Source organism: Agromyces allii (genome assembly GCF_009749385.1).
Taxonomy (GTDB): Bacteria; Actinomycetota; Actinomycetes; order Actinomycetales; family Microbacteriaceae; genus Agromyces; species Agromyces allii.
In genome coordinates, this window is record NZ_WBIN01000002.1 from 111,895 (window position 1) to 132,946 (window position 21,052).

Below are 21,052 nucleotides of genomic sequence, written 5' to 3' on the forward strand. Positions count from 1 at the left end.
CCATCTTCCATACGGTCGTCGCGGGCGTCATCGCGGCCATCACGGGCTTCGCCAGCTCGTTCGCCCTGGTCATCGCCGGCTTCACCGCCGTCGGTGCGACGGATTCGCAGGCGGCATCCGGCCTGTTCGCGCTCTGCATCGCCACCGGCGTGACCTGCATCGTCCTGCCGATCATGCTCCGGATGCCGGTCTCGTTCGCGTGGTCGACGCCGGGGGCCGCCCTGCTCGTCTCGGCCGCCGCGACCACCCAGCAGTTCGGCGCGGCGACCGGTGCCTTCCTCGTCTGTGGCGCGCTCATCGTGGTGGCCGGGCTCTGGCCCGCGTTCGGACGGCTGATCACGTCGATCCCGAAACCGCTCGCGAGCGCGATGCTCGCCGGCATCCTGTTCCCGATCTGCTTGGCCCCCGTCACCGCTTCGGTCCAGCAGCCGGCGATCGCGCTGCCCATGGTGCTCGTCTGGCTGCTGCTCGCGCGTCTCGCACCGCGTTGGGCCGTCCCGGCGGCCATGGGCGTCGCGGTCGTCGGCATCGCGATCCTCGCCGGCCCATCGGTGCTCGAGGCGCCGACCGTCACCCCGGCGTTGGAGTTCGTGCCTCCGGTCTTCGACCCGGCGGTGATCGTGAGCCTCGGACTGCCGCTGTTCATCGTCACGATGGCCGGACAGAACGTGCCGGGGTTCGCCGTGATGTCCACGTTCGGCTACGAGGCACCGCCCAGACCCGTGCTGGTGAGCTCGGGCGTCGCAGGTATGGGGAGCGCGCTGTTCGGCGGGCACGCGATCAACCTCGCGGCGATCACGGCCGCGATCATGGCCGGCCCCGAATCCAATCCCGACCCCGCGAAGCGCTGGGTCGCGACGGTCTCCGCGGGCGTGTCCTATCTCGTGCTCGGCGTCGCCGCCGGGCTCGAGGCCGCGATCGTCCAGGCGTCGCCGCCGATCATCATCACCGCGGTCGCCGGGCTGGCGCTGCTCGGCGCCCTCGTCGCGGCGGTCACGAGCGCGCTCGAACGGGCGGACGCGCGGATCGCGGCGATCGGAACGTTCCTGGTGACCGCGTCGGGCATCGCCGTCGTCGGCATCGGCTCGGCGTTCTGGGGTCTGCTCGTCGGCGGGGTGCTGCTCGTGTGGCTTCGCCCGCGCCGCGTGCGCGAGACCGCCTGACGTCGCTGCGGTGTCGACCGGTCGAGGCCCGGGGGACTGCGGTCAGGCGAGGTCGTCGTCGGTGCGTGCGCCGAAGACGATCTCGTCCCAGCTCGGCATCGACGCGCGGCCCTTCTTCTGGTTGCGAGGCGCGGCGGTGTTCGTCGCCCCCGTGGTCGCCTTCGTGCCCCAGATCGAGCGAGCCGGACTCGCCGGCCGTTCCTCGGGCAGGTCCTCTTCGGCGGAGGCGGACGGGGCAACCGGCGGGTCGACGGGCAGCGGGAGCTCGGGCTGCAGGTCGGACTCGGTGCTCGCGGCCTCGCGTTCGCCGCGACGTCGCCGCAGCGCCTCGAGCAGGTCCGCGGTCTCGCCGAGTGCCTGAGCAGGTTCGTCGGCGCGCTTGATCGCGGCGCGAGAGGCGGCAGGGCTCGACACGGAAGGGGTCGAGCGGGCGTAGGGGAGCGGCTCGAGATGCGGCGCGGTGTCGAGCACGGGGTCGGTGGGCTCCTCGAACGTGAAGGCGCCGCTGTCGAACCTCGAGTCCTCGCTGTCGGGGCCGACCGCACGCAGGCGCGGCATCAGCCCGCCCTTGAGCTCGCCCTGCTGCGAGAGCGTGGTCGCCTCGGAGTTCAGCGGCTGCAGCGACTGCTTGCGGGGCTCGAAACCCCAGCGCGCGTCGTGGTCGATGCTGTCGGCGGTGAACTCGAGCTTGACGATCCAGCCGCGCTCCTCGTCCTTCCAGCTCGCCCAGCGTTCGCCGAGCGCACCCAGTTTCGCCAGGCGGTCGCGGATCGCGAGGCCGAAGGTGACGGGTTCGTCGGAGTCCTGATCGATGACGGCGTGCACGGGCACCGCGAGCGCGCTCGTGACCATGTGCTCGCGCTCGGCGACGACGGGGCCCTCGAAGCGGCGGACGTAGTCGACGGACGCTCCGGTCACCTGGGCGACCTCCTCGGCCGAGAGGCCGGAGCGGATCAGCGACTGGATCTCGCGCGGCGACGGCTTCGGCCCGGAGTGCACCTCGGGCTGCGCCTGACGGATCCGGGACTGCAGTACTTCGTCGATCTCGATCCGGAATCGTGCGCCATCGTCGGATGCGGCCAGCAGTGCGCCGTTCTCGACCCCGATTACTTTGAGTTCCTGCATCTCGACAAGCCCTTCCGTGCTTCTGTCTCCGCCCAAGGATGCCATGTCGAGCGCGGCGACTCTGGGAATACCCCGGGCGCGCCGCAAGTTGAGGAAGGCAAATGGTAGACCAGCTCGAAAGGTTTGCCAATGGCTTCGATTTGATGCAGACTATGGCCGCCGAATCTTCGGCGCTGACGAAATGGATGGGAATGGCAACGGATTACGACGCACCACGGAAGACCGAAGACGACTCTGAGTCGATCGAGGCCCTCAAGGAGCGCGTGCCTGACAAGATGTCCGGTGTGGTCGACGTCGAAGACGCCGACAACCCCGGTGGTTTCGACCTGCCCGGTGCCGACCTCTCGGACGTCGAGCTCGACGTCGTCGTGCTGCCGCCGCAGGCTGACGAGTTCACGTGCGTGAACTGCTTCCTCGTGAAGCACCGTTCGCAGATCGATCACGAGTCCAAGCTCGGACCGATCTGCCAGGAGTGCGCCGCCTAGTCGACGCGCTCCCCGTGCTCCGGCCGTCGCGATCCATTGATCGCGGCGGCCAATTCATTTGCCCGGCGGCTCGACACGAGCCAGTAGGGCACCGGGTCGGCGACGTCCTCGATCGGGACCCGTACCAGGGTCTTCACCCATCCGCGCGTCACGAGGTACGCCCTGGCGTCGAGACCGGTGCCCATCTCGACGCGCGTCTGCGCCTCGTCTGCCGCCACGGCCTCGCCCGTCTGGCTCAGCGCGATCTCGGCGCGGCCGGCGCGGAGCACGTCGTCGGACACCTCCACGACGGGGGAGGTCAGCGAGAGCGTGCCGACGCACGCGCCGTAGAGGACGATGCCGGTCACGATTCCAGCCGGCATCGACACCGGGGCGAGCACCAGGATGCTCGCGGGCACGAGCAGCAGGGTGGCGATGTAGATCCACGGGGTCGGCCAGAGGCGTTCGCGATAGACGGGCATGGCTCTATTCGATCAGACTTCTGCACTACCCTCGAACGGTGACCGATTCCGTCGAGGTGCTCATCACCGCAGACCGCGTTCCCGCCTACGCCCATGCGGGCGATGCGGGCGCCGACCTCCACGCCTCGGAGGCGCTCGTCCTCCAGCCCGGTGAGCGGGCGACCGTCGGCACCGGCGTCGCGATCGCCCTGCCCGACGGCTACGTCGGATTCGTCGTTCCACGTTCGGGCCTCGCATTCAAGCACGGCATCACGATCGTGAACGCGCCCGGCACGGTCGACGCGGGCTACCGCGGCGAGATCAAGGTCGCATTGTTGAACACCGACGCGAGTGAGCCGCACGCGATCGAGGTGGGCGACCGCATCGCCCAGCTCATCGTGATGCCGGTGAGCCGTGCGAGGTTCGTCGCAGTCGAGCGGCTCCCCGGGAGCCAGCGAGGCGAGGGGGGATTCGGCTCCACCGGATTCGGTGAGCACAAGTCAGGAGAGAACGCGTGAGCGATATCGAGAACGTCGACGAAGTCCCGGTCGACCACCCCAAGTCCGCACCCGACGACCGAGCGTCCGAGGGTCCGTTCGACGAGTCCGAGGCGAATCCGGTTCGCCCCTACGTCGACCTCGGCGGACTGAAGGTCCTGCCGCGCGAGGGCCTCCACGTGCGCCTCGAGGTCGAGGAGGGCACCAAGCGGGTCGTGGCGATCGGCCTCGACTACGCGAACTCGACCCTGCAGGTGCAGCCGTTCGCGGCTCCGCGCAACAGCGGACTGTGGCACGAGATCCGATCGCAGATCGCCGAGCAGATCGCCCGTCAGGGCGGCACGACGACCGTGCGCGAGGGCGCGTTCGGCCCCGAGGTCCTGGCCCAGATCCCCGTCGCAGCGGCAGAGGGCCAGGCCGGCCACCAGCGCCTTGCGCGGTTCATCGGCGTCGACGGCCCCAGGTGGTTCCTTCGCGGCGTGATCGCGGGCGAGGCGGCGGTCGACCCCGCTGCCGCCGCCAAGATCGAAGACCTCTTCCGGTCGATCGTGGTCGTTCGCGGCTCGACGCCGATGCCGCCCCGCGACCTCATCCCGCTGCGCATGCCGAGCACCTCCGCCGGCGCGCCGACCGCGTAGCGATGGCAGATCCCGACGCGACTCCGTCCGGCAACGACGAGCGAGCGGATGCCGCGGCCGACGACGCGACCTCGGGCGAGTTCGCCCGGCAGATGGCCGTGGCCGCCGAGCGAAGCGGCCTCGGCGCGCTCGCGCGCGACGAGAAGCTGAGCGGCGGCGACCTCCTCAAGGCGATCGGCGGAGTCCGCGGCGTGCTCGAGGCGCTGCTTCCCGGGCTCGTGTTCCTCGTCACCTACGCGGTCCTCACGAGCCTGCTCGGCTGGGCGACGCAAGACGCGCTCGTGCCCGCGCTGGGGGCGTCCGTCGGGCTCGCCGTGGTGTTCACGATCGCGCGCCTGGCGACGAAGGGGCAGCCGACGCAGGCGATCGCCGGACTCATCGGCGTCCTCGCCTCGGCGGCGCTCTCGCTGTGGTCGGGCGATGCACGCGACAACTACGTGCTCGGCTTCTTCACCAACGCGGCCTACGCGATCGCGCTGCTCGTCTCGCTGCTCGTGCGGTGGCCGGCGATCGGCGTCATCGTCGGATTCCTGATGGGCGACGGCACCGCGTGGCGCGCCGATCGGCGCAAGATGCGTGCAGCGCAGTTCCTGACCATCGTCTGGATCTGCTTCTTCGCGGCCCGCCTCATCGTGCAGGTGCCGCTCTACTTCGTCGACAACGTCGCAGCGCTCGGGCTCACCCGTCTCCTCATGGGCGTTCCTCTGTATGCACTCGTCCTCGTCTTCACCTGGCTCGTCGTCCGGGCCGTCTACCCGTCGTCCGCGCGCACTCCCGAGTGATACAGTTATCTCGACATCGAGATAAATTTCCGCGGTGATGCGGAGCCTGTCGGGCACGGTGGCGCTTAGGTTACCCTTGCTGGAACCGCCCCATGTTCGACGGAGATGATGGAGTGTTGCGCGTCATCCGCGCGGCATCCGTGAAGGAGAGGACATCGTGTCTGCAGTGAACAGTTTCGGGGCGAAGGACACGCTCCGCGTCGGCGAGGAATCCTACGAGATCTTCCGTCTCGACACGGTGCCCGGCCACGAGAAGCTTCCGTTCAGCCTCAAGGTTCTTCTCGAGAACCTGCTCCGCACCGAAGACGGTGCGAACGTCACGAAGCAGCAGATCGAGGCGCTCGGCTCATGGGTCCCCACCGCTGATCCCGACACCGAGATCCAGTTCACGCCCGCGCGCGTGGTCATGCAGGACTTCACGGGCGTGCCCTGCATCGTCGACCTCGCGACCATGCGCGAGGCCGTCGTCGCCCTCGGCGGCGACCCCAACCGCATCAACCCGCTCTCGCCGGCCGAGATGGTCATCGACCACTCGGTCATCGCCGACCTCTTCGGCACCGAGAACGCGCTCGAGCGCAACGTCGAGATCGAGTACGAGCGCAACGGCGAGCGCTACCAGTTCCTCCGTTGGGGCCAGACCGCGTTCGACGACTTCAAGGTCGTCCCGCCGGGCACCGGCATCGTGCACCAGGTGAACATCGAGCACCTCGCGAAGGTCATCTACGACCGCACGGTCGACGGCGTGCTGCGCGCATACCCCGACACCTGCGTCGGCACCGACTCGCACACCACGATGGTCAACGGCCTCGGCGTGCTCGGCTGGGGCGTCGGCGGCATCGAGGCCGAGGCCGCGATGCTCGGCCAGCCCGTGTCGATGCTCATCCCCAAGGTCGTCGGCTTCAAGCTCTCGGGCGCGATCCCGACCGGCGTGACCGCCACCGACGTCGTGCTCACGATCACCGACATGCTGCGCAAGCACGGTGTCGTCGGCAAGTTCGTCGAGTTCTACGGCGAGGGCGTCGCGTCCGTGCCGCTCGCGAACCGTGCGACCATCGGCAACATGAGCCCCGAGTTCGGCTCGACCGCCGCCATGTTCCCGATCGACGACGTCACCATCGACTACCTGCGCCTCACCGGCCGCAGCGATCAGCAGCTCGCCCTCGTCGAGGCGTACGCGAAGGTCCAGAAGCTCTGGCACGACGCCGACAACGAGCCGGTCTTCAGCGAGTACATGGAGCTCGACCTCTCGACGGTCGTCCCGTCGATCGCCGGCCCGAAGCGTCCGCAGGACCGCATCGAACTCTCCGACTCGAAGTCGGCGTTCGAGAGCGCCCTGCTCGACTACGCCACGGTCGAGCACGACCTCGTCGACCTCGAGGGTTCGGAGTCGTTCCCGGCGTCCGACGCGCCGGGCAACTCGCCCGAAGACGAGTACTCGCACCACCTGCACACGCACCGGAGCCACGCTCCGGCGACGGTCTCGAAGCCGACCGACGTCACGCTCGCCTCGGGCGAGAACTTCGTGCTCGACCACGGCGCCGTCGCGATCGCGGCGATCACCTCGTGCACGAACACGTCGAACCCGTCGGTCATGCTCGCGGCGGGCCTCCTCGCCCGCAACGCGGCGAAGAAGGGCCTGAAGGCCAAGCCGTGGGTCAAGACCACGCTGGCACCGGGTTCGAAGGTCGTCACCGACTACTACGAGAAGGCCGGCCTCACCGACGACCTCGAAGCGCTCGGCTTCTACACGGTCGGCTACGGCTGCACGACCTGCATCGGCAACTCGGGTCCGCTGCTCGACGAGATCTCGGCCGCGGTCAACGACTCCGACCTCGCCGTCACCGCGGTGCTCTCGGGCAACCGCAACTTCGAGGGTCGTATCAACCCCGACGTGAAGATGAACTACCTCGCGAGCCCGCCGCTCGTGATCGCGTACGCCCTCGCCGGTTCGATGAACTTCGACTTCGAGGCCGACGCACTCGGCACCGACCACGACGGCAACGACGTGTTCCTGAAGGACATCTGGCCCGACGCCGCCGAGGTGCAGCGCACGATCGACACCTCCATCAACACCGACATGTTCGTCACGCAGTACGCGAGCGTGTTCGAGGGCGACGAGCGCTGGCGTGGACTCGAGACGCCCACCGGCTCCACCTTCGAGTGGGACGAGGCGTCGACGTACGTGCGCAAGCCTCCGTACTTCGACGGCATGACCATGGAGACGACCCCCGTCGCCGACATCGTCGGCGCACGCGTGCTCGCGAAGCTCGGCGACTCGGTCACGACCGACCACATCTCGCCCGCTGGCAACATCAAGGCCGACAGCCCGGCCGGCCGCTACCTGGCCGAGCACGGCGTCGACCGCAAGGACTTCAACTCCTACGGCTCGCGCCGCGGCAACCACGAGGTCATGATCCGCGGCACCTTCGCGAACATCCGCCTGAAGAACCAACTGCTCGACGGCGTCGAGGGCGGCTTCACGCGCGACTTCACGCAGGCCGACGCACCGCAGTCGTTCATCTACGACGCGAGCCAGAACTACCAGGCTCAGGGCACTCCGCTCGTGATCTTCGGCGGCAAGGAGTACGGCTCGGGTTCGTCGCGCGACTGGGCGGCCAAGGGCACCAGCCTCCTGGGCGTCAAGGCCGTCATCACCGAGAGCTTCGAGCGCATCCACCGCTCGAACCTCATCGGCATGGGCGTGGTCCCGCTGCAGTTCCCTGCCGGCGAGAGCTGGGCGTCGCTCGGCCTCGACGGCACCGAGGTCGTCTCGATCTCGGGTCTCGAGCAGCTGAACGAGGGCGTCACGCCCAAGACCGTGCACGTCGTCGCCGCCCCGACCGAGCACTCGCCCGAGGGCAAGCAGACGATCGAGTTCGACGCGGTCGTGCGCATCGACACCCCCGGTGAGGCCGACTACTACCGCAACGGCGGCATCCTGCAGTACGTGCTGCGTTCGCTCGTCTGAGCGTTCGCCGACCAGACGCCCGCTTCCCCGGTCCGGATCATCCGGCCGGGGGAGCGGGCGTTCCGCATGGAGCCGAGTCCCGGGGCCGACATCCGGCAGCCCGGGGAATGCCCGTACGGCGCCTGCGACGCTGTCCGTTCGACGTCGCGGCGTCGGAATGGCGGAGGGGCGACCGCGTAGAATGTCGTGATGCGCCGGTCCATCCGCCGCAGAAGTGAAAGGTGGTCTCGATGTCCCTTCTTGAGTCGATCGGAGGTCCTCGCGACCTCGACGCTCTCTCGAAGGATCAGCTCGAGCAGCTGGCCGCCGAGATCCGCGAGTACCTCGTGCGAAACGTCGCGAAGACCGGCGGGCACCTCGGTCCGAACCTCGGCGTCGTCGAGTTGACGATCGCCATGCATCGCGTGTTCGACTCGCCTCGCGACGCGATCGTCTTCGACACCGGGCACCAGTCGTACGTGCACAAACTGCTGACCGGGCGCCAGGACTTCTCCACGCTCCGTCAGGAGGGCGGTCTCGCCGGGTATCCCCAGCGTTCCGAATCCGAGCACGACATCGTCGAGAGCTCGCACGCGTCGAGCTCGCTGTCGTGGGCCGACGGCATCTCGCGCGCGTTCTCGATGACCGGGCAGAACGATCGTTTCGTCGTGGCCGTCGTGGGCGACGGAGCGCTCACGGGCGGCATGACGTGGGAGGCGCTGAACAACATCAGCGACGACAACAACCGTCGTCTGGTGATCGTCGTGAACGACAACGGGCGCTCCTATGCCCCGACCATCGGCGGCATGGCTCGATTCCTCAACGGGGTGCGCACGAGGCGCAGCTACCGAAACCTCTACCTGACGAGCCAGCGAGCATTCAACCGTCTCGGCAGCCCGGGTCGGGCGCTCTACCGCGGCGTCCGCGGCGGCACCCACGGCTTCCTCGCCCGTTTCTCCAACAACGAGGCGCTGTACTCGAACCTCGACATCAAGTACATCGGACCGGTGCACGGCCACGACGTCTCGGCCATGATCGAGGCGTTCGAGCAGGCCAAGAACTACGGCGCGCCCGTGATCGTGCACGCGATCACCGAGAAGGGGCGCGGCTACGAGCCCGCCCTGAAAGACGCCGCCGACCAGTTCCACGCGGTCGGCCAGATCGACCCAGAGACGGGCGAATCGCTCGAGACGAGCGGCGCGGCCAGCTGGACCAGCGTCTTCGGCGACAAGCTCGTCGAGCTCGCAGCGGCGAACGACCGCATCGTCGGCATCACCGCGGCCATGCTGCGGCCCACCGGGCTCCACAAGATGGCCGAGCGCTTCCCCGAGCGCGTCATCGACGTGGGCATCGCCGAGCAGCACGCGGCGGCGTCCGCCGCGGGCCTCGCCTTCGGCGGCATGCATCCGGTGGTGGCGATCTACGCGACGTTCGTGAACCGCGCGTTCGACCAGGTGCTCATGGATGTCGCGTTGCACAAGGCGGGCGTCACGTTCGTGCTCGACCGCGCCGGCGTCACCGGCCCAGACGGCCCGAGCCACCACGGTGTCTGGGACCTCGCGATCCTGCAGGTGGTGCCCGGCATCCGGCTCGCAGCGCCCCGCGACTCGACCAGACTCGAGGAGGAGCTGGCCGAGGCCGTCGCCGTCGACGACGGGCCGACGGCGCTGCGCTTCCCGAAGGGCAGCGTCGGCGCGTTCTACGACGCCGTGCGCCGCACCGAAGACGGCGTCGACGTGCTGCGCGAGAGCGTCGGCAAAGACGTGCTCATCGTCACCGTCGGCCCGATGGCGGGCACCGGTCTCGAGGTGGCCGAGCGGCTCGCCGCCCAGGGCATCGGCGCGACGGTCGTCGACCCGCGCTGGGTCGTTCCGGTGCCGCACAGCGTCGTGAGCATGTCGGCCGAGCACCGTCTCGTGGTCTGCATCGAAGACGGCATCCGCGTCGGCGGCATCGGCACGCGCATCCGTCAAGACCTTCGCGAGGCGGGGGTCGACACGGCCGTGACCGAGATCGGCCTGCCCGACGAGTTCCTCGACCACGCGTCGCGGGCGCAGATCCTCGAGCGCACCAGACTGACACCGCAGCACATCGCGCAGGATGTCATGGGCATGGTGCTCGGCAGCAAGCTGCCGCACGCGCGGGGCGTCTCCAGCGACACCGGTTCGACCGCGATCGTCGCCGGCGACCGCTGAGCGGTGTTGCGCACCCGAACTGGACTCCGCTGGGCTGACCCGTGCTGAGCTCGGTCGGGGCGCACGTCCGGCGTGAGTCGTGCGTCGCGCCCCGAACGGGCGAAGACTCCCGCCCGCCGATGCGGGTCGCGCATGCCGCCCCGGCGTCGGGATCGCACCAGCGAATGACGAAGGGGCCGGATCCGCAGTGCGGATCCGGCCCCTTCGCGGTGCGCTGTCGGCTAGGCGCCCACGCCGCGAACCGGCGGCGTGTGGAACGTGCCCCCGAACACGCGCTCGGATGCGCCGACGCGGTCGAGGTACGGCGTGACGCCGCCCATCTGGAACGGGAATCCGGCACCGAGGATCATGCAGAGGTCGATGTCCTCGGGCGCGGCCACGACCGAGTCGTCGAGCATGAGCTTGACCTCGCGGGCGAGTCCGTCTTCGAGCGCGACGAGGATCTCTTCGGCCGTGCGCGGGTTCTTGCCGCCCGCGACGATCTTGAGGGCGCCCTTGTCGAAGCCCTTGACCTTGCCCTTGTCGTCCTTCTCGAGCAGCGTGCCGTATTCGGCCAGCTTGTGCAGGTTCTCGCTGCGGTAGAAGCGGTCGGGGAAGGCAGCGTGGTGCGTGTCGAGCACGTGCGCGCCGACCTTCAGCCCGACGAGGTCGAGCAGCGCCGACGGCGCCATGGGCAGGCCGAGCGGCGCGATGGCCTTGTCGACGGTCTCGAACGACGTGCCCTCGTCGACGGCCTTCATCGCTTCGCCCAGCAGCACGGCGAGCAGGCGGTTCACCACGAACCCTGGGGTGTCGGCCGTGATGACCGCGTTCTTCTTCAGGTTCCGCGCCGTGACCATGGCGGTCGAGAGCGTGGCCTCGTCGGTGTGCGAGGTCTTGACGACCTCGATCAGCGGCATGAGGGCAACGGGCGTGAAGAAGTGGAAGCCGACGAGACGCTCGGGGTGGGCGAGCTTCGCGCCGATCTGCTCGACCGAGAGCGAGGACGTGTTCGTGGCGAGCACGGCCTCGGGCGAGATGAACTGCTCCACCTCGGCGAACACGGCCTGCTTGATCTCGAGTTCCTCGAAGACGGCCTCGATGACCCAGTCGCAGTCGGCGAAGTCGGCCTTGTCGGTCGTGCCGGTGACGAGCGCCTTGAGGCGGTTCGCCTCGTCGGGGGAGATGCGGCCCTTGCCGAGCAGCGCGTCGATCTCGCCGGCGATGTAGGCGACGCCCTTGTCGACGCGCGCCTGGTCGATGTCGGTGATGACGACGGGCACGCGCAGGCGGCGCACGAAGAGCAACGCGAGCTGGCTCGCCATGTAGCCCGCCCCGAGCACGCCGACCTTGGTGACCTTCTTGGCGATGGCCTTGTCGGGGGCGCTGGCGGGGCGCTTGGTGCGCTTCTGCACGAGGTTGAACGAGTAGATCGACGCCTGCAGCTGGTCGCCAGCGATGAGCTCGGCGAGCACCTCGTCTTCACGCTGGAAGCCCTCGGCGCGCGTTCCGCTCTTGGCCGCCTTCATGAGGTCGAGCGCGGCGTACGGCGCCTGGGGCACCGTGCCGATGCGCTTGGCGAGCGTGTCGCGGGCGATCTTGATGGCGATGTCCCACTTGGCGAGGCGCTCGAGCTTGCCGGGCTCGTTGGGGCGCTTGACCTTGATCGTGCCGTTGATCACGGCGTCGGCCCACTTCAGCGAGTCCTCGAGGTAGTTCACGGCCGGGAAGATCGCGTCGGCGAGGCCGAGCTCGAAGGCGTCCTGCGCCTTGAGCGTGCGGTTCTGCTTGAGCGGGTTCTCGATGACGACCTTGAGGGCGTTCTCGATGCCGATGAGGTTCGGCAGGATGGTCGCGCCGCCCCAACCGGGGATGAGTCCGAGGAACACCTCGGGCAGCGCGAGGGCCGGAGCGGACGCGTCGACCGTGCGGTAGTCGGCGTGCAGCCCGATCTCGAGGCCGCCGCCGAGGGCGAGGCCGTTCGTGAACGCGAAGGAGGGCACGCCGACGTCGGACAGCTTCGCGAGCGCGTAGTGGCCGAGCTGCACGAACTTCTTCGCGGTCTCCTGGTCGGGGATCTCGGCGACCTTCGACAGGTCGGCGCCCGCGGCGAGGATGAACGGCTTGCCCGTGACGGCCACGGCGTCGATCTCGCCGGCCGCAGCACGAACCTTGAGTGCATCGAGCACCTCGGCGTACTCGAGCAGCGATGCCGCGCCGAGCGTGTTCGGTCGCGTGTGGTCGCGGCCGTTGTCGAGGGTCACGAGCGCGAGGGTCTTGCCCGAGGCGAGACGGATGTCGCGGACGAACGAGTGCGTGACGACCTCGTCGTCGCCGGCGAGAGCGACGAGCGGGCCGAAGTCGATGGTCGAGTAGTCGGTCATGCGCGCTTCTTCGCCTTCTTGTCGAAGTTCGGGTTCTCCCAGATCATGGTGCCGCCCTGGCCGAGGCCGACGCACATGCTCGTGATGCCGTAGCGGAGCTCGGGGCGCTCGGCGAACTGGCTCGCGAGCTGGTTCATGAGACGGACTCCGGATGACGCGAGCGGGTGCCCGACGGCGATGGCACCGCCCCACGGGTTGATGCGCGGGTCCTCGTCGTCGATGCCGTAGTGGTCCATGAAGGAGAGCACCTGCACGGCGAACGCCTCGTTCATCTCGAAGAGGTCGATGTCGTCGATGCTCAGGCCCGCCTTGCGCAGCGCCTTCTCGGTGGCCGGGATCGGGCCGATGCCCATGATCTCGGGGTCGACGCCCGCGAACGCGAAGCTGACGAGCTTCATCTTGGGTGCGAGGCCGAACTCCTTCGCGGCATCGCCCGACGCGAGCAGCGCTGCGGTCGCGCCGTCGTTGAGGCCCGAGGCGTTGCCGGCCGTGACGCGGCCGTGCGGACGGAACGGGGTCTTCAGGGCGGCGAGGCCCTCGAGGGTGGTCTCGGGGCGCATGACCTCGTCGTGCGTGGCGAGGCCCCAGCCCTGCTCGGTGCGGATCGCGACCGAGACGAGATCCTGCTGGATCTTGCCCGCCGCGTAGGCCGCGGCGGTCTTCTGCTGGCTGGCGAGGGCGAAGCGGTCGCTGCGCTCCTTGGTCAGCTGCGGGAAGCGATCGTGGATGCGCTCGGCCGTGGCTCCCATGACGAGGGCGTCCTCGCCGACGAGGCGCTCGCTGAGGAAGCGGGGGTTCGGGTCGACGCCCGATCCCATCGGGTGGTGGCCCATGTGCTCGACTCCGCCGGCGATGGCGAAGTCGTACATGCCGTAGCCGATCGAGCCCGACACCATGGCCGCGGCGGTCATCGCCCCGGCGCACATGCGGTCGATCGAGAACCCTGGGACGGTCTTCGGGAGGCCCGCGAGAATCGCCGCCGTGCGACCGAGCGTGAGGCCCTGGTCTCCGGTCTGCGTCGTCGCGGCGATGGCCACGTCGTCGATGCGATCCTTCGGGACGTTGGGGTTGCGCTCGAGGAGTCCGACGATCGCCTTCACGACGAGGTCATCGGCCCGAGTGTTCCAATACATGCCCTTTTCACCGGCTTTGCCGAACGGAGTCCGGACTCCGTCGACGAAGACGACATCAGCTTGATGTGCCACGCTGCAGCTCACTTTCGATCTGGATGGTTCGATCCTACGAAGCGGCCCTGCGCGGCCTGAATCGCTTGACGGTTCCTACGAAGCGGGCTTCTCGGCGTCGTCGACGCCTTGTGACGCCTCGACAAAGGCGAGGCCGATTCTCTGTGCCGTTGCGGCAACCTGCCAGGGCCGGGCACCGATCGTCGCGAGCGCGGCGCCGATGGTCTCGGCGTCGTTCGAGGCGGGCGGCGTCCAGGCGAGTCGGCGCAGGTGGTCGGGGGTCAGGAGGTTCTCGACGGGCATCGTCAGCTCTTCGGCGATCTCGGTGACCGCGGCCTTCGCGAGGCGGAGCCGGGCATCGGCCTCGGGGTTGCGCATGGCCCAGGCGCGCGGCGGCGGCGGCGCGTCGTTCGGCACGCGGGTCGCCGGGAGCTCCTCGGAGGCGAGGCCGCGTTCGACGGCGGCCCACCAACGATCCAGCTCGGTGCGGCTCGCTCGCCCGTTGAACGCGCGGAGGTCGGCGAGGCCCTTGCGGGTGCGGGGCGGGTCTTTGACCACGGCGAGGATCGACGCATCGGGGATCAGACGCCCCGGCGCGACATCCGTCTCGGAGGCGTAGGCGTCGCGTGCGAGCCAGAGTTCGCGGGCGACGGCGAGGTTGCGCGGCGATCTGATGGCATGGATTCCCGACAGCCGACGCCAGGGCTCTGCACTGGCCGGCTTCGGTTCGCGGAGGCGGACCGCTTCGAACTCCTCTGCGGCGAGCGACGTCTTGTCGGCCTCGGCGAGTCGCTGCACGAGTCCGTCGCGCACGTCGACGAGAAGCTCGACGTCGAGGGCGGCGTACGTGAGCCACGACTGGGGGAGCGGTCGCGTCGACCAGTCGGCCGCCGAGTGCTCTTTCGCGAGGTGGACGCCGAGGAGTTCCTCGACGACGGCGGCGAGGCCGACGCGGGGCATGCCGAGCAGTCGTGCCGCGAGCTCGGTGTCGAAGATCAGCGACGGGTCGAGTCCGACCTCGCGGAGGCAGGCGAGGTCCTGGCTCGCCGCGTGGAGCACCCATTCGGCGTCGACGATGGCGTTCTGCAGCGACGAGAAATCGGGGATCTGCGGCGGATCGAAGAGGAAGGTGCCCGACCCGCGGCGGTACATCTGGATGAGATAGGCGCGCTGGGAGTACTTGAATCCGCTCGCGCGTTCGGCGTCGACCGCGATGGGTCCTTCGCCTTCGAGGAGTCGACGGACCGCCTCGTCGTACTCGGCGGGTGTCTCGATCACCCGCAATTCATCCACGCTTCGTCCTCCGTCTCGGCAGGGGGGTCACCCCTTCGGAGCGGGGTGGAAGACCTGCCAACATGCACAACAGTTCGCTCCAGCCTTCCACATGCGGGCCGATCTCGGCGTCGAGCGGCGTCCAGGAGGCCCGGAGCTCGATCTGGGCGCCGTCGCCCTGACGTGCGAGTTCGCCGAAACCGGTGGAGAGGATCTTCGTCGCGGTTCCGGACGCCGCGATGTAGGCGGCACCCCGGGCATCGAGGGCATCGACGAGCCAGGACCACGCGACATCCGCCAGGAACGGATCGAGGCCGATGTCGGTCTCGAGCGGGGCCTGGGCGAAGCAGACGATGCGGAACCGGCCGCCCCAGGCCTCCGGCTCGGTCGGGTCGTAGAGCAGCACCAGGCGGCCGGTGCCGAGGTCGGAGTCGTCGTCATGGCCGCTTCGGCCGGCCGAGACATCCGCCGACAGGGCGATGGCGAAGGGGGCGAGCGAGCCGGGCGCCGGGATCTCCTGCATGCGCAGTTCGGCACGGGGCGAGGCCGCACGCAGGGAGGCGAGTGCGGCCTCGAATTCTGGGGGGAAATGCGTCGAGGAGTCGGGCACGAGTGCAGACTAGAGTCTCCGATGGGGTGCGCCGCGGCGGCACGCCGCCCCCGGCGACACGCGAACGGCAACGGCTTCTGCGAGAGGGCGGTCATGGGGCGAGGTTCGAAGGCGGTCACGGCGATCGGCGGGCTGATCGGGGTCGCCATCGCGTCGGCCGCGGTGTTCGCCGCGGTCACGGCGGTGCTCACGGTCGTCTTCGCGAGGCGCGTGGTCACGCCCGAACCGAAGGCGAAGCGCGGTGTCGAGCGCATCCTCGGCGTCGACCTCGCGCGGGCCACCATCAGCCTCGCCTCGACCGACGAGACCCGCATGCGCGGCACGTACGGCTTCTGGTTCGACACGGATGCCGGACACGCCCGTCTCGGCGACGTCCTCGACGACGACGGCCGAGTGGTACGTCGTCGCATCGACGCCGTCGACTTCGGTCGTCTCGACCGGGCGACGCACGGCCGCATGAGCGGGTGGGTCCGCCTCGGCCCGTGGGAGCTCGATCGGCCCTACCAGGACGTGATCGTGCCGACGGCGCTCGGGTCGGCCCCGGCGTGGCTCGTGCCCGGTGTCGGCTCTGCAGACATCGCGTCCGACGGCGGCGCGGGTGCCGACTGGGTGATCCAGGTGCACGGACGAGGCGCGAAACGGCACGAGGGCATCCGAGCCATCGAGCCGATCACGGATGCCGGATGGACGACGCTCCTCATCAGCTACCGCAACGACGGCGAGGCGCCCGAGAGCGTCGACCGCCGCTACGGGCTCGGCGGAACCGAGTGGGCGGATGTCGAGGCGGCCGTCCGGTTCGCGACCGAGCACGGCGCCCGGCGCATCGTGCTCATGGGCTGGTCGATGGGCGGTTCGATCGCCCTGCAGGCGGTGCTGCGCTCCTCGGAGGTGCGCGAGCGGCTCGTCGGCGTGATCCTCGACTCGCCCGCGATCGACTGGGTCGACATCCTCAGGTTCCAGGGGCGCGCGCTCGGCCTGCCGACCGGGCTGGGCGACGCCGTGGCGCATGTGCTCGGCGAGCCGTGGAGCGGCGGACTCACCGGACTGGCCGCCCCGGTCTCCGTCGAGGACCTCGATCCGGTCGCACGCGCCGACGAGTTCGCGGTGCCCATGCTGCTCATGCACAGCGCCGACGACGGGTTCGTGCCGGTCGACGGCTCGCGCCGACTCGCGGCGGCACGCCCCGACCTCATCCGGTTCGAGGAGTTCACGGGTGCGCGGCACACGAAGCTCTGGAATCACGACCCCGAGCGCTGGTCGGGCCTCGTGCGCGACTGGCTCGTCGAGGTCGCGGAGGCTACTCGGCCGACGCCGACTTCGCCCGCACCTGACGCTTGATGCGCGCCAGCATGCCGGTCATGCCCCGCACGCGCAGCGGCGAGACGGCCTGGCCGAGGCCGAGGGTCTGCGGGTAGTCGTCGGGGATCGCCAGCACCTCGTCGATCGTCAGCCCGTCGATGCCCTGCACGAGGATCGACGCGAACCCGCGGGTGGTCGGCGACTCGGCCGGTGCGGTCGCGAAGAGGTGTGCTCGCCCGTCGACGACCTCGACGAAGATGTACACCGGCGACTGGCATTCGAGCACGCGCTCGAGCAGGTCCGGGTGGTCGGCGTACCGCTCGGGCAGGTCGGGCAGCTCGTTCGAGAACTCGAGCAGCAGTTGCAGCCGGTCGCGGACCTCGAGGGCGAGAAAGTCGTCGCGCGTCTCCGCGAGACGCGGGGGCAGGGCCGTGGCATCCATCCCGCTCATTCTCCCACCTCGAGCCGGCGGCGCTGCCCGAGCCCCCGTCGCTGCGCGATGCCTCAGCGCGTCGGCGCCTCGCCGCGGTCGGTGCCCGTCGCGATCGGCACGCGCACGGCGCTGCCCCACTCGGTCCAGGAGCCGTCGTAGTTGCGCACGTTCTCGAAGCCGAGCAGGTGCGTCAGCACGAACCAGGTGTGGCTCGATCGCTCGCCGATGCGGCAGTAGGCGATGACGTCGTCGCCGTCCTTCAGGCCGACCTCGTCGCGGTAGATCGCGTCGAGTTCGGCGCGGTCCTTGAAGGTTCCGTCGCCGGCGGCGGCACGAGCCCACGGCACGGATGCCGCGGTCGGGATGTGTCCGGCGCGGAGGGCGCCCTCCTCGGGGTAGGCCGGTGCGCTCGTGCGTTCGCCGGAGTACTCCTCGGGGGAGCGCACGTCGATGAGCGGGTTGCCGAAGTGGGCGAGCACGTCTTCCTTGAAGGCGCGCACCTCGTCGTCGGAGCGTTCGACGACGGGGTACTCGACGGGCGTCACCGACGTGGGCTCGGTCGTGAGGTCACGGCCTTCGGCGATCCAGAGGTCGCGGCCGCCGTCGAGGAGGCGCACGTCTTCATGGTCGAACAGCGTGAAGACCCAGAGCGCGTAGGCGGCCCACCAGTTGTTCTTGTCGCCGTAGATCACGACGGTCGAGTCGCGGGCGATGCCCTTCGAGCCGAGGAGCGCGGCGAACTGCTCGCCGTCGAGGTAGTCGCGCACGACGGGGTCGTTGAGCTCGGTGTGCCAGTCGACCTTCACCGATCCGGGGATGTGCCCGGTCTCGTAGAGCAGGACGTCTTCGTCGGACTCGACGACCACGAGGCCCGGTTCGCCCAGGTGATCGGCGAGCCACTGCGTGGACACGAGCCGTTCGGGGTGGGCGTACTCGGCGAATTTGGCGGTCGCATCGAGTTCGGCGGGCATCTGTACCTCCTGAGATCGTCCGGTTCGTCCGGTCGGACGGCGGCGCGGGGCTGGCGGTCTAGGCTGTTGACCTGATCCACGTCGAATCTACGCGGCGCGACTGCCGACGACACCTCTCCGGTCATCCGGTGCAACACGGGAGCCATCCACGCAATGACCACGGCATCGAGCCACGCCCTCATCCGACTCGTCGAGCGCAATCCGTCGATCTCGGGTGCCGAGATCGCGTCGGAGCTCGTGCCGCCGCCGCAGTTCTCGCACGCGTCCTTCGACTCGTACCGGCCCGACGCCGACTTCGACTCGCAGCAGGCGGCCCTCGACCGGCTCAACCAGTTCGCGGGCGCGTGGCGCGCGGCCCAGCGACCCGGCGGATTCTTCTCGCGCAAGCGCCCGGCGCGCATCGAGCTGCCCGGCGTCTATCTCGACGGCGGGTTCGGCGTCGGCAAGACGCACCTGCTCGCGTCGCTCTGGCACGTCGCGCACGGCCCGAAGTACTTCGGCACCTTCATCGAGTACACCGCGCTCGTCGGAGCGCTCGGCTACGCGCAGGCGGTCGAACTGTTGCGCGGTGCCAAGCTCATCTGCATCGACGAGTTCGAGCTCGACGACCCGGGCGACACGATGCTCATGACCCGGTTCCTGGGAGAGCTCATGGCGAGCGGCACCCGCGTCGCCGCCACGAGCAACACGCCCCCGAACGCGCTCGGCGAGGGTCGCTTCGCCGCGGCCGACTTCCTGCGCGAGATCCAGGCGCTCTCCTCGAACTTCGAGACCCTCCGCATCGACGGGCTCGACTACCGACGTCGCGACACCGAGGGCCGTTCCACCACGCTCGATTCCGAAGCGGATGTCGCCGCCAAGGCGGAGGCGCTCGCAGCACGCGGCCACGGCGTCTCGCTCGACGCGTTCGACGACCTCATCGCGCACCTCGCGACCGTGCACCCGTCGAAGTACGTGAAGCTCCTCGACGGCGTCGAGTTCATCGCGCTGAGCGGGGTGCACGAGCTCTCCGACCAGAACGCCGCGCTGCGCCTCGTGGCGTTCATCGACCGCGTGTACGACGCCGAGGTGCCGATCATCGCGAGCGGCCTCGCGCTCGACGAGGTGTTCGACGACGACATGATGGCCGGCGGCTACCGCAAGAAGTACCTGCGCGCGATGAGCCGAATGATCGCCCTCACCACCGGCGAGCTGCCGCCGCACGACTGATCACGGCCGTTTCCGTGCCGTTTCCCATCGATCGGATGGCGCCGCGAAACGCGCTGTTTACGTTGGCGCCCAGCACGTAACACTCGCGAAACAGAACACGGTCCCGCACGAAACGTCCTCTCGTGAAACTTGGCGACACAGGTTCCCCGGCCTGTTTTCCCCGAGAGAGGTTCGAGATGGATCAAGGCAACACCGCGTTCCTGTTGATCATGGCGGCATTGGTGCTGCTCATGACCCCCGGACTCGCGTTCTTCTACGGCGGTCTGGTGAAGGCGAAGAGCGTCATCAGCATGATGATGATGAGCTTCGGCGCGATCGGCCTCATCGGCGTGCTGTGGGTTCTCTACGGCTACGCGATCGCGTTCCCCGGTTCGGAGGGCCTCGTCGCCCCCTGGTCCATCGACTGGTCGGCCATCGGCCTCACCAGCCTCCTCGAGACGCCGGAGGGCGCGGCCTTCCCGCCGCTGGCCTTCGTCGGCTTCCAGGCGACGTTCGCGATCATCACGGTCGCGCTCGTCTCCGGTGCCATCGCCGACCGCGCCAAGTTCGGGGCCTGGATGATCTTCGCCGGCGTCTGGGCGACCATCGTCTACTTCCCGGTCGCGAGCTGGGTGTTCAACTTCGGCCTCGCCGACGACGGCTCGTTCGCCTACGGCGGCTGGACCACCTTCGGCCTGCAGGAGGCCTTCGGCGTCGGCGTCATCGACTTCGCCGGTGGCACCGCGGTGCACATCAACGCCGGTGCTGCGGCGCTCGCCCTGGCGCTCGTGCTCGGCAAGCGCGTCGGCTTCTCGAAGGGTGCGCACGTTCCTCACAACCCGCCCTTCGTGCTCCTCGGCGCCGGTCTGCTGTGGTTCGGCTGGTTCGGCTTCAACTCGGGTTCCGAGCTCGCCGCCGACGGCACCGCCGCACTCGCCTGGGTCAACACGCTGGCCGCTCCGGCCGCCGCACTGCTCGCCTGGCTCCTCGTCGAGAAGATCAAGGACGGCAAGCCGACCTCGGTCGGCGCAGCATCCGGTGCGGTCGCGGGTCTCGTCGCGATCACCCCGGCCTGTGCCTCGCTGACCCCCGGCTGGGCGATCGTGCTCGGTCTCGTCGCCGGCGCCGTCTGCGCCCTGGCGATCGACCTGAAGTTCAAGTTCGGCTTCGACGACTCGCTCGACGTCGTGGGCATCCACCTCGTCGGCGGTCTCATCGGAACGCTGTACCTCGGCTTCTTCGCCAACGGCACCGGCCTCATCTACAGCGGTGACGCCACGCAGCTGCTCGTGCAGGCGATCGCAGCCTTCACCGTGCTGATCTACTCGTTCGTCCTGGCCTTCGGCATCGGCTGGGTCATCGAGAAGACGATCGGCTTCCGCATCACGAACGAGGACGAGCTCGCGGGCGTCGACACCGCCGTCCACGGCGAAGACGCGTACAAGCTCGAGACCGTCTGA

At 69.2% G+C, this 21,052-nt stretch carries 18 protein-coding genes; 10 read left to right on the forward strand and 8 right to left on the reverse strand.

Going from position 1 to position 21,052, the window contains the following annotated elements; translation table 11 throughout:
* The first annotated feature begins 2 nt into the window (after positions 1-2).
* Positions 3-1,163 (forward strand): benzoate/H(+) symporter BenE family transporter, encoded by a 1,161-nt coding sequence (locus tag GQR16_RS03050; protein WP_281351370.1) that lies wholly within the window; start codon positions 3-5, stop codon positions 1,161-1,163.
* Between the two features lie 42 nt (positions 1,164-1,205).
* On the opposite strand, the gene sepH is transcribed toward GQR16_RS03050, so the two are convergent.
* Positions 1,206-2,288, reverse strand: coding sequence for a septation protein SepH (sepH, locus tag GQR16_RS03055; protein ID WP_157413706.1), 1,083 nt, complete (start codon positions 2,286-2,288; stop codon positions 1,206-1,208).
* A gap of 191 nt (positions 2,289-2,479) precedes the next feature.
* Between sepH and GQR16_RS03060 the strand changes: the two genes are divergently transcribed.
* Positions 2,480-2,773 carry a DUF4193 domain-containing protein gene (locus GQR16_RS03060; RefSeq protein ID WP_055857482.1) on the forward strand — a complete coding sequence of 98 codons (294 nt, stop codon included), beginning with the start codon at positions 2,480-2,482 and terminating at the stop codon, positions 2,771-2,773.
* Here the strand turns inward: GQR16_RS03060 and GQR16_RS03065 are convergent.
* The gene (locus tag GQR16_RS03065) at positions 2,770-3,234 is read right to left on the reverse strand and encodes a DUF3093 domain-containing protein (protein ID WP_157413707.1); all 465 of its coding nucleotides are present in this window, start codon (positions 3,232-3,234) and stop codon (positions 2,770-2,772) included. The two genes, GQR16_RS03060 and GQR16_RS03065, sit on opposite strands and share 4 nt — an antisense overlap.
* Positions 3,235-3,272: 38 nt before the next feature.
* On the opposite strand from GQR16_RS03065, the gene dut reads away from it, so the two are divergent.
* The 5 genes from dut (at position 3,273) to dxs (ending at position 10,272) form a co-directional block, all read left to right on the forward strand.
* The gene (gene dut, locus GQR16_RS03070; RefSeq protein WP_157413708.1) at positions 3,273-3,731 is read left to right on the forward strand and encodes a dUTP diphosphatase; all 459 of its coding nucleotides are present in this window, start codon (positions 3,273-3,275) and stop codon (positions 3,729-3,731) included.
* A complete protein-coding gene (locus tag GQR16_RS03075; RefSeq protein WP_157413709.1) occupies positions 3,728-4,348 on the forward strand; it encodes a DUF3710 domain-containing protein in 621 nt (206 codons plus the stop codon). The genes dut and GQR16_RS03075 overlap by 4 nt, the downstream gene beginning before the upstream one ends.
* 2 nt (positions 4,349-4,350) lie before the next feature.
* Complete coding sequence (locus tag GQR16_RS03080) at positions 4,351-5,130, forward strand: DUF3159 domain-containing protein (RefSeq protein ID WP_157413710.1); 780 nt, start codon at positions 4,351-4,353, stop codon at positions 5,128-5,130.
* Positions 5,131-5,287: 157 nt separating this feature from the next.
* Entirely contained in the window at positions 5,288-8,098 is a 2,811-nt protein-coding gene (acnA, locus tag GQR16_RS03085) for an aconitate hydratase AcnA (RefSeq protein WP_157413711.1), read from the forward strand.
* 230 nt (positions 8,099-8,328) lie between these two features.
* Complete coding sequence (gene dxs, locus GQR16_RS03090) at positions 8,329-10,272, forward strand: 1-deoxy-D-xylulose-5-phosphate synthase (protein WP_157413712.1); 1,944 nt, start codon at positions 8,329-8,331, stop codon at positions 10,270-10,272.
* Positions 10,273-10,493: 221 nt separating this feature from the next.
* Here the strand turns inward: dxs and GQR16_RS03095 are convergent, their stop codons facing one another.
* The 4 genes from GQR16_RS03095 to GQR16_RS03110 all read right to left on the reverse strand — a co-directional run bounded on the left by GQR16_RS03095 (position 10,494) and on the right by GQR16_RS03110 (position 15,701).
* Positions 10,494-12,635: a 3-hydroxyacyl-CoA dehydrogenase NAD-binding domain-containing protein gene (locus tag GQR16_RS03095; protein ID WP_157413713.1), complete on the reverse strand. Its 2,142-nt coding sequence runs from the start codon at positions 12,633-12,635 to the stop codon at positions 10,494-10,496.
* A complete protein-coding gene (locus GQR16_RS03100) occupies positions 12,632-13,840 on the reverse strand; it encodes a thiolase family protein (RefSeq protein ID WP_157413714.1) in 1,209 nt (402 codons plus the stop codon). The genes GQR16_RS03095 and GQR16_RS03100 overlap by 4 nt, the downstream gene beginning before the upstream one ends.
* A gap of 75 nt (positions 13,841-13,915) precedes the next feature.
* Positions 13,916-15,097, reverse strand: a complete 1,182-nt coding sequence (locus GQR16_RS03105) for a ribonuclease D (protein WP_246200454.1) — start codon at positions 15,095-15,097, stop codon at positions 13,916-13,918.
* Positions 15,098-15,104: 7 nt separating this feature from the next.
* On the reverse strand, positions 15,105-15,701 hold the full coding sequence (locus GQR16_RS03110; protein WP_157413716.1) for a DUF3000 domain-containing protein: 597 nt from the start codon (positions 15,699-15,701) through the stop codon (positions 15,105-15,107).
* A gap of 93 nt (positions 15,702-15,794) precedes the next feature.
* Here GQR16_RS03110 and GQR16_RS03115 point away from each other — a divergent pair, with 93 nt between their 5' ends.
* Positions 15,795-17,039 carry an alpha/beta hydrolase family protein gene (locus GQR16_RS03115; RefSeq protein ID WP_157413717.1) on the forward strand — a complete coding sequence of 415 codons (1,245 nt, stop codon included), beginning with the start codon at positions 15,795-15,797 and terminating at the stop codon, positions 17,037-17,039.
* On the opposite strand, the gene GQR16_RS03120 is transcribed toward GQR16_RS03115, so the two are convergent.
* Both GQR16_RS03120 and GQR16_RS03125 read right to left on the reverse strand, forming a co-directional pair.
* Positions 16,999-17,442 (reverse strand): SufE family protein, encoded by a 444-nt coding sequence (locus GQR16_RS03120; protein ID WP_157413718.1) that lies wholly within the window; start codon positions 17,440-17,442, stop codon positions 16,999-17,001. The two genes, GQR16_RS03115 and GQR16_RS03120, sit on opposite strands and share 41 nt — an antisense overlap.
* A gap of 62 nt (positions 17,443-17,504) precedes the next feature.
* A complete protein-coding gene (locus tag GQR16_RS03125) occupies positions 17,505-18,404 on the reverse strand; it encodes a sulfurtransferase (protein WP_157413719.1) in 900 nt (299 codons plus the stop codon).
* A gap of 153 nt (positions 18,405-18,557) precedes the next feature.
* Here GQR16_RS03125 and zapE point away from each other — a divergent pair, with 153 nt between their 5' ends.
* Entirely contained in the window at positions 18,558-19,613 is a 1,056-nt protein-coding gene (gene zapE / locus GQR16_RS03130) for a cell division protein ZapE (protein WP_157413720.1), read from the forward strand.
* A 176-nt stretch (positions 19,614-19,789) separates the two neighbouring features.
* The gene (locus GQR16_RS03135; protein ID WP_157413721.1) at positions 19,790-21,052 is read left to right on the forward strand and encodes an ammonium transporter; all 1,263 of its coding nucleotides are present in this window, start codon (positions 19,790-19,792) and stop codon (positions 21,050-21,052) included.

Coding starts and splice junctions, on each gene's coding strand:
- GQR16_RS03060 (WP_055857482.1), top strand. CDS start 2,480: ATGGCAACGGATTACGACGCACCACGGAAGACCGAAGACGACTCTGAG.
- GQR16_RS03095 (WP_157413713.1), bottom strand. CDS start 12,635: ATGACCGACTACTCGACCATCGACTTCGGCCCGCTCGTCGCTCTCGCC.
- dxs (WP_157413712.1), top strand. CDS start 8,329: ATGTCCCTTCTTGAGTCGATCGGAGGTCCTCGCGACCTCGACGCTCTC.
- GQR16_RS03135 (WP_157413721.1), top strand. CDS start 19,790: ATGGATCAAGGCAACACCGCGTTCCTGTTGATCATGGCGGCATTGGTG.
- sepH (WP_157413706.1), bottom strand. CDS start 2,288: ATGCAGGAACTCAAAGTAATCGGGGTCGAGAACGGCGCACTGCTGGCC.
- zapE (WP_157413720.1), top strand. CDS start 18,558: ATGACCACGGCATCGAGCCACGCCCTCATCCGACTCGTCGAGCGCAAT.
- GQR16_RS03115 (WP_157413717.1), top strand. CDS start 15,795: ATGGGGCGAGGTTCGAAGGCGGTCACGGCGATCGGCGGGCTGATCGGG.
- GQR16_RS03120 (WP_157413718.1), bottom strand. CDS start 17,442: ATGGATGCCACGGCCCTGCCCCCGCGTCTCGCGGAGACGCGCGACGAC.
- GQR16_RS03080 (WP_157413710.1), top strand. CDS start 4,351: ATGGCAGATCCCGACGCGACTCCGTCCGGCAACGACGAGCGAGCGGAT.
- GQR16_RS03125 (WP_157413719.1), bottom strand. CDS start 18,404: ATGCCCGCCGAACTCGATGCGACCGCCAAATTCGCCGAGTACGCCCAC.
- GQR16_RS03065 (WP_157413707.1), bottom strand. CDS start 3,234: ATGCCCGTCTATCGCGAACGCCTCTGGCCGACCCCGTGGATCTACATC.